The 8,389-nt window shown below is 64.3% G+C and carries 4 protein-coding genes; 3 read left to right on the top strand and 1 reads right to left on the bottom strand.

Features of this window, described 5'->3' with window-relative positions:
- The 3 genes from AB0E19_RS37840 to AB0E19_RS37830 form a co-directional block, all read left to right on the top strand.
- A partial coding sequence (locus AB0E19_RS37840) for an N-6 DNA methylase (protein ID WP_362189551.1) occupies positions 1-1,762 on the top strand: 1,762 nt, incomplete at its 5' end.
- Positions 1,755-2,879, top strand: a complete 1,125-nt coding sequence (locus AB0E19_RS37835) for a restriction endonuclease subunit S (protein WP_189804610.1) — start codon at positions 1,755-1,757, stop codon at positions 2,877-2,879. The genes AB0E19_RS37840 and AB0E19_RS37835, both read left to right, overlap by 8 nt.
- 3 nt (positions 2,880-2,882) lie before the next feature.
- Positions 2,883-5,957 (top strand): HsdR family type I site-specific deoxyribonuclease, encoded by a 3,075-nt coding sequence (locus AB0E19_RS37830; protein WP_362189547.1) that lies wholly within the window; start codon positions 2,883-2,885, stop codon positions 5,955-5,957.
- Positions 5,958-6,178: 221 nt separating this feature from the next.
- On the opposite strand, the gene AB0E19_RS37825 is transcribed toward AB0E19_RS37830, so the two are convergent.
- Complete coding sequence (locus AB0E19_RS37825) at positions 6,179-8,308, bottom strand: AIPR family protein (protein WP_362189544.1); 2,130 nt, start codon at positions 8,306-8,308, stop codon at positions 6,179-6,181.
- Positions 8,309-8,389 lie beyond the last annotated feature (81 nt).

Raw genomic sequence — 8,389 nt, 5'->3', positions numbered from 1 at the left:
CCCGGCCGACTGGGAGACCTACTACGGCTCCCCGCACGCCGGCACCTGGCCCTACGGCCTCCCCGAACTGCCGGGCGCCCGCGCCGCGCTGGAGGCCATGCACATGCCGAGCACGCCAGCACTGGGTGGACAGAGGGACTACCACGGCCCTCGGCCGCCGCCCTTTGACGAACAAGGACACCCCCGACTGATGGCAGTGACCCAGCAGGAGATCGAGAACCGCTTGTGGGACGCAGCCGACGAGCTGCGCGTGGCGATGCCCGAGGCGCAATACTCCTCGGTCGTCTTCCCTCTGATGTTCTGGAAGTACCTGTCGGACACCTGGGAGCACAACCACCAGACCTTCCTCGAAGAGAACGAGGACCTCGGCCTCTCAGCTGAGGAAGCCAACGAGGTCGAGTACCGCACCTACCAGACGTTCAAGATCCCCTCCATCCACCCTGGCACCGTCGCCGAGCGCCGTGCCTCCTGGTCGTCCATCCTGGCCACCGTCACTCAGCCCGGCTTGGGTCAGCGGGTCCGCGCCTCCCTGCAGGCCATCGAGACGGCCAACCCTGACAAGTTCTCCCGCCTGTTCGGATCCATGGCCTGGGCATCCGAAGAGGTGTTGGCGGGGGAGGTGTTGGCTGCGGTCATGCAGGCGATGGACCGCACTCCGAAGATGCACGAGGGCAACATGTCCCATGACGTGCTCGGTGGAGCGTACGAATACCTGCTGAAGCGGTTCTCCGACGGGTCCGGCACCCGCGCCGGCCAGTTCTTCACTCCGCGCGAGGTCGTCGAGCTGATCGTCGAGGTTCTGGAGCCCAAGAGCTTCGAGTCGGTGTACGACCCAACCTGCGGGTCGGGCGGCATGCTCATCGCCTCCGCGAGCCTGCTGAAGGCCCACGGTGGGCGCGGCTACACCCTCAAGCTGCACGGGCAGGAGTCCGTACCGGACACTGCGGGTGTGGCACGCATGAACCTCTTCATGCACAACCTCACCCAGTTCAAAGTCGAGGTCGGCGACACCCTGAAGGACCCGCGCTTCACGAAGCCGGACGGCACGGTCGCGCAGTTCGACGTGATCCTCGCTAACCCGCCCTACAGCCTGAAGTGGAAGCCTTGGAGCAACGACCCGCGTGCCATCGGCGGGGTGGCCCCGCAGTCGTCGGCGGACTGGGCGTTCGTGCAGCACATGATCGCCAGCATGGACCCGAAGAAGGGGCGTGCCGGCGTCGTCCTGCCCCACGGCGTCCTTTTCCGCGGCGGCCAGGAAGCAGCCATCCGTCAGCGCGTCCTGGACGACGACCTCCTGGAAGCCGTGATCGGGCTACCCTCGAACCTCTTCTACAGCACGACGATCCCGACCTGCATCCTCGTGTTCCGTGCCCCCGGCACCAAGGCCCCGGAGCGTCAGGGCGGCGTGCTGTTCATTGACGCTTCTACGCGGTTCTCCAAGGCTAAGAACCGCAATATCCTGGCCGCGGCGGACATCGCTGACACGGTGGCTGCCTACCACTCAAAGTTCGACGCCGGCGGCAACCCGGTCGACCCCGTTGTAGAGGCCGGCCTTTCGGCTCGGTTCGTCCCCACCATGGAGATCGCGGCGAGCGGGTACGACCTCAACATCGGGCGGTACGTCAAGCAGGCCGCCGCCGAGCAGGAAGACCTCGGCACCCTCATCGATGCCTACAACATCGCCCGCGCTGAGCGCCAGAAGACCGAGCAGCGCATGCTCGCCGTTCTCGCCGACGCTGGAATCGAGGGCTTCGATGAGTGACTGGTGGCAGACGACGGTCGGTGAGTTGCTGACCCTTGAGTACGGCAAGCCGCTACCCGAGAAGGCTCGAGACGGTCAAGGATTCCCCGTTTACGGGAGCAACGGCATCGTCGGTTATCACTCTCAGCCACTAGTGAAGGGACCTGGCGTCATCGTTGGACGGAAGGGGACGGGCTCCTCAGGCACTGTCAACTTCAGCCAAGGCGACTTTTCCCCTATCGACACCGCTTTCTACGTTTCAGTCAAGAACTCCGCCCAGATTGGAATGGAGTTCGCCCACCTCCTACTCGTCAACGCAAAGTTGACAGAGCTCGCCACCCAGACCGGCGTTCCTGGTCTGACCCGCAGCCGGGCTTACGAGATTAGCGTTGCCTTGCCGCCAATGCCGTTGCAGGAGCGGATCGTCGAAGTCATCGGTGCTGTCGACGGCCAGATCACCGCGCTCGAAGCTGAGGCTGTGGCACTGCAAGGTGTGTATCGGGCCGCGGCGTCTCTGCTCTGGCGTACCTCTCAGGGCGATGAGGCCGAGTCGCGGCCTCTCGGCGAGGTAATGCACCTCGACATCACACGAACACCGATGGAATCGGGGACGACCTACCACCTCGCTGGAGTGCTCAACGCCGGCAAGGGACTCGTAGACAAGGATGAATTCGACGGGGCAGACACCGAGTACGCCGCTATGAATGTCCTTCGGGAGAACCAGGTGGTGATGCGGAAGCTGACTGCTTGGGAGGGGCCGATCACCGTGGTCCCTGCGGAGTTCGACGGCTTCGTGGCGAGCAATGAGTTCCCGACCTTCACCCTTGCCAGTGACATCGTCCCGGGGTGGATGAAGCACGTCTGTCGGACACCTCGCCTGTGGGTTGAGATGCAGAGCAGGGTCGTCGGCACCGTGCAGCGCCGTAAGCGCCTCAATCCTGACCAGCTCCTGTCGGTGGTGCTTCCCGTTCCGTCCCGGCGTGAGCAAGAGCAGGCAGCGGAGGCTCTGGATGCGATTGAGGGTCAGATCGCTGCGATCCGAGCCGAGGCCGCCAGGCTCGGCACGGTTCGGGCAGGGTTGCTGTCAGGGCTGTTGGACCGCACCATCGACATCGAATCCCCCGAGTTGGAGGTCTGAGCCGTGGCGAAAGGAATTCGGGAGCGTGAGTTCCAAAACCTGATGATCCAGTGGTCCCTCCCAATGGGCTGGGACTTCGTAGCGGGCAGGTCGCTACTGCGCGAGACGACACAGACGGTAATTAACAGTCAGTTGCGGGACACCATAATCCGGTTAAATCCCGAAGTGATCGACGGATTCGACGTGGACGCGGTGGTCGACGAGATCATCTCCACCGTCAACGCCGTCGAAGGCGGACTGGTTCGTGCCAACGAGCAGGTGCTGCGCCTGCTGCGCGGACATAAGGAGTTCCGGGATGCCGACGGTGTGTGGCATCCCCTGAAGGTCATCGACTTCGAGCGTCCGACTGCCAACTCACTGGTCGTGTCGGACGAGGTGACCATAACCGTCCCCGGCAAGACCTCCCGCCGGTTCGACCTCGTGTACTGGGTCAACGGCCTGCCCCTGGTAGTGGTCGAGGTGAAGTCCCCGACCGCGAAGTCTGGGTGGGCCGACGCCGCCCGCGAGATCAACGACGTGTACGCCACCGAGTACCCATGGTTCTTCACCCCCAACGTCTTCGCCGTCGCTTCCGATGGGCTGAAGCTGCGGTTCGGTGCCGTTCGCGCTCCCACGAACCTGTGGCAGCCGTTCCGGTCTACCGCCGACGACGAGAACCTGTCCGGACAGGCTGACGTGCAGCGCTCCGTACAGCTGCTGCTCAACCCGGCGACGGTCCTGGACATGCTTGCCAACTTCGCTCTCTTCGACACCTCCGGGGGCGGGGCGGACAAGAAGTACCTTCCCCGCTATCCGCAGATGGAGGCCGCGCACCTGATCCACGATCGGGTCCTGGGGGGCGGGTCCAAGGGACTGGTCTGGCACCACCAAGGGTCTGGGAAAACCCTGCTAATGGTGTTCGCCGCCTCGCTGCTGCTGGCCGACACCCGAACCGAGTCTCCCACGATCATCCTGCTCTCGGACCGGACCCAGCTCGTGCGGCAGACCTCTGGCGTGTTCACCTCCGCGATGGGGGACGCCTACTTCCACAAGCCCGCAACCAGCGCCGAACTGCGTGCCCTGCTGGCCGACGATGTGCGCGGCGTCATCTCCACGACCGTCCACAAGTTCGCCGACGCCGGCAAGAACCTGTCCACCCGAGACAACATCATCGTGCTGATCGACGAGGCACACCGCACACAGTCCGCCAAGTCGAAGTCCCTGGCCGGCCAGATGCGCGCAGCGCTGCCGCACGCGAAGTTCTTCGGCATGACCGGCACCCCCATCAGAAACCTCGCCACCGACACCTTCGCCCTCTTCGGTGAGGAGGCCGACCCGGGCAGGGTGCTGCACCGTTACTCGGTGTCCCGGTCTCTGCTGGACGAGGCGACCGTCCCGGTCATGCTGGACCCGCGCCCCGTCTCGTTCGAGATAGACGACCAGGCGTTGCAGGCCGAGTTCGACCAGTTCGCAGACGACTTCGACCTCGACGATCCCGACCGTGAAACCCTGTCCCGCAAGTTCGGGCGGCTCACCTCGGTGTTCGCCAACCCCAACCGCATCCAAGCGGTCTGCCAGGACATCGTGGACCACTACCTGGCCGGCGCGTACCGCAACGGCCTCAAAGCCCAGGTCGTCGCCTTCAACCGCGAGCTGGCCGTGGCGTACACGGACAAGATCAACGAGCTGCTGGCGGGCTTCGAGGCGTCGCAGGTGCTCGCCGAGGTCGGGAAGCATGAGCGGATCACCGCCGAGGTGAACATCTCCGTCTCGGACTCCAAGGACGAAGACCCCGCTATGCGGCCGTACCAGCTCTCGGAGACCGAGGAGGAGGAGCAGAAGCGCCGGTTCCTCGCCGCCGACGACCCGCTGTGCTTCCTGGTGGTGACCGCGAAGCTGATGACTGGGTTCGACGCCCCCAACGAGGGCGTCCTGTACCTGGACAAGCCACTGAAGGCCCACACCTTGTTCCAGACGATCACCCGTCCGAACCGCACCTGGGTGTCCCCGACCGGGTTCGTGAAGACCTCGGGCGTGGTTGTCGACTACATCGGCCTGGCCGAAGAAGTCCAGCGGGCCGTTGCCGACCCCACCGCGACGGGGGCCGGCAAGGGTGGCGGGTTCGTCACCGACCTGTCTGAGCTGGTCGCCGAATTCCGCACCGTCTTCGCCCGGATCGAAGACCTCTTCGTAGACGTGGACGACCTGGACCTCGCGGTCCACGGATACGAGTCCGTGCGAGCCATCAACGTTTTCCTGGACTCCAACCCGGGCGCCGCCGAGGTGTTCTCCAAGGACTACCGACTCCTGGCCCGCCTGTACCCGCTCATCAACACCGACAAGCGGGTCGCCAAGAATCGGGACGGCTTCGCGCTGTTCGGATCCGTCTACACGACCCTGTTCAAGAAGTCGTCCGACGAGGAAAGGAAGGAACGGCTGGCCGAGCTGGGGCCGATGGTCCTGGAGATCATCAACGCCCACGTCCACTCCTTCTCCGTGGTCGCCTCCCAGGAGGAGGCCCTCGTCCTGGACGCCCAGGGCATCGCCATACTCAAGGAGCTGCTGACCCTCGTCCGCCCCAAGTCCACCAAGGACGGCGGCGAGGACAAGAGGCCACCATCCGCGGCGGAAATCCTGGATCACATCAAGGCCGCCCTCGACAAGGGCGTCGAACCGGGGTCCGCGAAGTACACGGCCCTTGCGGAGCGGATCAAGCAGCTGCGGGATCGGATCATCCAGAACGCACAGGACGCCCTGGAGTTCCTGTCCGAGGCACTTCGGATCGCCCGCGCCATCGTGAATGCCGAGAAGCACCCTGACGAAGCAGTCGTGCTCGACGACGACCATGTGGGCGTGCTGTCACGGATCATCCTCGATCACGCGCCGTCTGGACTCACGGTCACGGAGAGGAACCTGGCCGAAGAGATCGACCAAGTGGTCACTCGCACCCTCGCCCAGGCATGGGACAACGCGGACGCCCGCAATCGGGGCGCCCGGCGCGCCACAGCCGCGGTCTTCCGCCGGTACATGTTGAAGCCCGTCGGGGAACCGTACGACTCCACCGTCGCCTACATCGAGGCCCACTACCTCGTCGACTGACGAACGCGACGAGGCCCGGCACCCGTGCTGGTGCCGGGCCTCGTCGCACTGCTCGGGTGCCCCATCACGTCTTGGGGGCATGCCTGACGGCGCGCTAACACCTTCTCATCGCGCCGAGGTCGGCACAGTTGACGGTCCGAAGCTGGACTGGCGTCCGCCATGGCGTGAGTAAGCAGCCATGACGCACCTACGCTCAGTGGCTGCCCTCAAGGGACAGACGCTCACTCCTGTTCGGCCTGCTCGTCAAGCAATGCCCGCGCTCGCTCCGAGAGAGTCGCAACACCGTCCAGCGTCCAACGTGCAGGGCCCTGGACAGCCACAGGAGCTTCGTCCCAGCCCGCAAACTCGTACAAGTTCAGGACCAAGCGCGTCGGTGAGTAAGCGCGCCCGTCAACCGCCCACACGAGGCACCGCGTTCGGTCGTTTACCCAGGTTGCCTGACCACGTCTGGGGTCCTCGGCAAGCCACGGGGTGAGCGCGTCGATCTCAGGTTTGTTCGACAAACGCAGGCGAACCGGCGTCCCGTCCGCGATCCTTCCGTAGTCCACCAGGGTGGGTACAGCGTTAGGACGGCGCGGCTTGCGATTGCTGCCCCTGGTGGCGCTATAGATGGCCGGCAGGTCGGGGATGACTCCTTCGCGCTGGGCGTCACGCAGCACCAGCTCCGCGAGGCGTTTGCAGCGCCCGGCGTCAGTGAGCGTCCCACTGAGGAAGGAGGTCTGTCCGTACTCGGAGTCGATGTGGTGGATTAGCCAGGACAGGACGCGATTGGTGAGTGAGGGAACCTCACGAAGGGCCACGTCCCAGTCGTACTCCGGATCATCGATGCGGTCCTGATCAAGAAGCTGAAAGACCAGATGCGTGACGAGCAGGTCACCTCGCTGACTCACGTCGGCCGCTCGCTTCTGGAACCTCTTGCGTTCCTCGTTGAGGGCAGTACCCACCGCGCGGTGCACGAGTACAGAGCGCCAGATCTGGAAGGCTCCCGGCCGCTCCCCAAAAAGGCGAGGGTAGGCGCCTCCACTTCCGCGCTCCCAGAGAAGGTCAGTGTCCCGCTTTGCTCGTACGGCGAGCTCAGTGTTGCGGTGCGCACAAGCCAGGGCGATGGCAGCGTGCACCACAGAGCAACCCTCGTCGGGCGCCGGGTCAGGCTCACCACGCTTGAACACATAGGACCTTTGCAGGGACAGCATGAAGTCCTCACGGATCATCGCCTGCACCTCGTCCAGGGCGATGAAGTCGCGCTGTTCCACGTGGTTCTGCGTATTCGTCGTCTCGGTGATCCGCTGCGCGAGATCTGGCATACCTTTGTCGACGACGATCACCTTGACCGTAACTTCGGCATCTTCGACCGCATCTGGAGCTGTCTTCGTGGCACGGTGGGCGGCCGCGACAGTCTGTGCACCGTTTACGACGCTGACCCCAGAGAGGTGCAGATGCACGGGCTCGTCCGGACGACGGCGTCCCGGCCATTCCTCCTCCAGTCGATCACACAGCACCGTCACTCCGTTGTTGAAGAGCCAGAAGTTCTCCGGCTCGTCAACCAGGGTGCCAAGCATGCCTGAATTCACGCGGGTCGTACCGAGAGATTGACGCAGGTTCTGCTCGTACAGCCGGCTTTCATGCTCCTGATACCAGTCAGCGACGTTGCTCGCCGGGACGGTTCCTTGGTAGGCGACGAGCGGTGTGTTCCGCCGGAGCCAGTTCGTCATCCGCACGGTCACCCGCACAGGGTCGGGAGCCAGGTCCTCACGGATCTGACGCAGGATGTCCGCAGCGTGGACCACACGGCACTCAAGGACCGGGCCAAGACCATTGAACTCTCGCCGGGCGTCGTCAAGAACGTTTGCGGTCTCCTTGCTGAGCGTCCCCATACCCATGACGGCGATGACCAGGGTCACTTTGAGACGGGCATCGTGCATCGCAGCATTGACTCGAGCAGCGATCGGCTCAAGCCGCTCGTTGAAGCGGTCGAAACTCCGCTGCTCGATGAGGCGAAGGCCAGCGATGAGCTTGTGCGCCGCATTGGTGTCGAGCTTGCCCTTCCCGTCATCACTCCACTTGGCCTGAACGAGCCAGACCTCTTGTGTGCCTTCGGTGACGGCTACCCCGTCAATGCCTTGGTCGTCTTCACCGTCGATGACAGAAGCGCCAGCGGTCTTATGATCGCAACCCGTCACCTCCCGCACGGCAGCAGCCGTCAGCGCCCGAGAGAGGAAGCGCTGCTCATAGCCCTGCTGGTCATATCCCTTGAGGTCTGCATCGTAGATGAGTCCCTGATACTGCTTCAGAAGCGCAGTGCGGACCTGGTGAATTCGGATGGGGGCCGTCGCGGCCCGAGCAATGCTCAAGACCTGTGGATCAGCCCCGGGCAGGACGCGGAGGGCGTACCTTCCCGAATGATCCTGTGATGGTCACCGAGTAGGCCCGCG

The organism is Streptomyces sp. NPDC047974 (genome assembly GCF_040653375.1).
In the GTDB taxonomy this organism is placed as follows: Bacteria; Actinomycetota; Actinomycetes; order Streptomycetales; family Streptomycetaceae; genus Streptomyces.
Note: the sequence above shows the minus strand (reverse complement) of the source record. Positions and strands in the feature narration are given on the sequence as shown.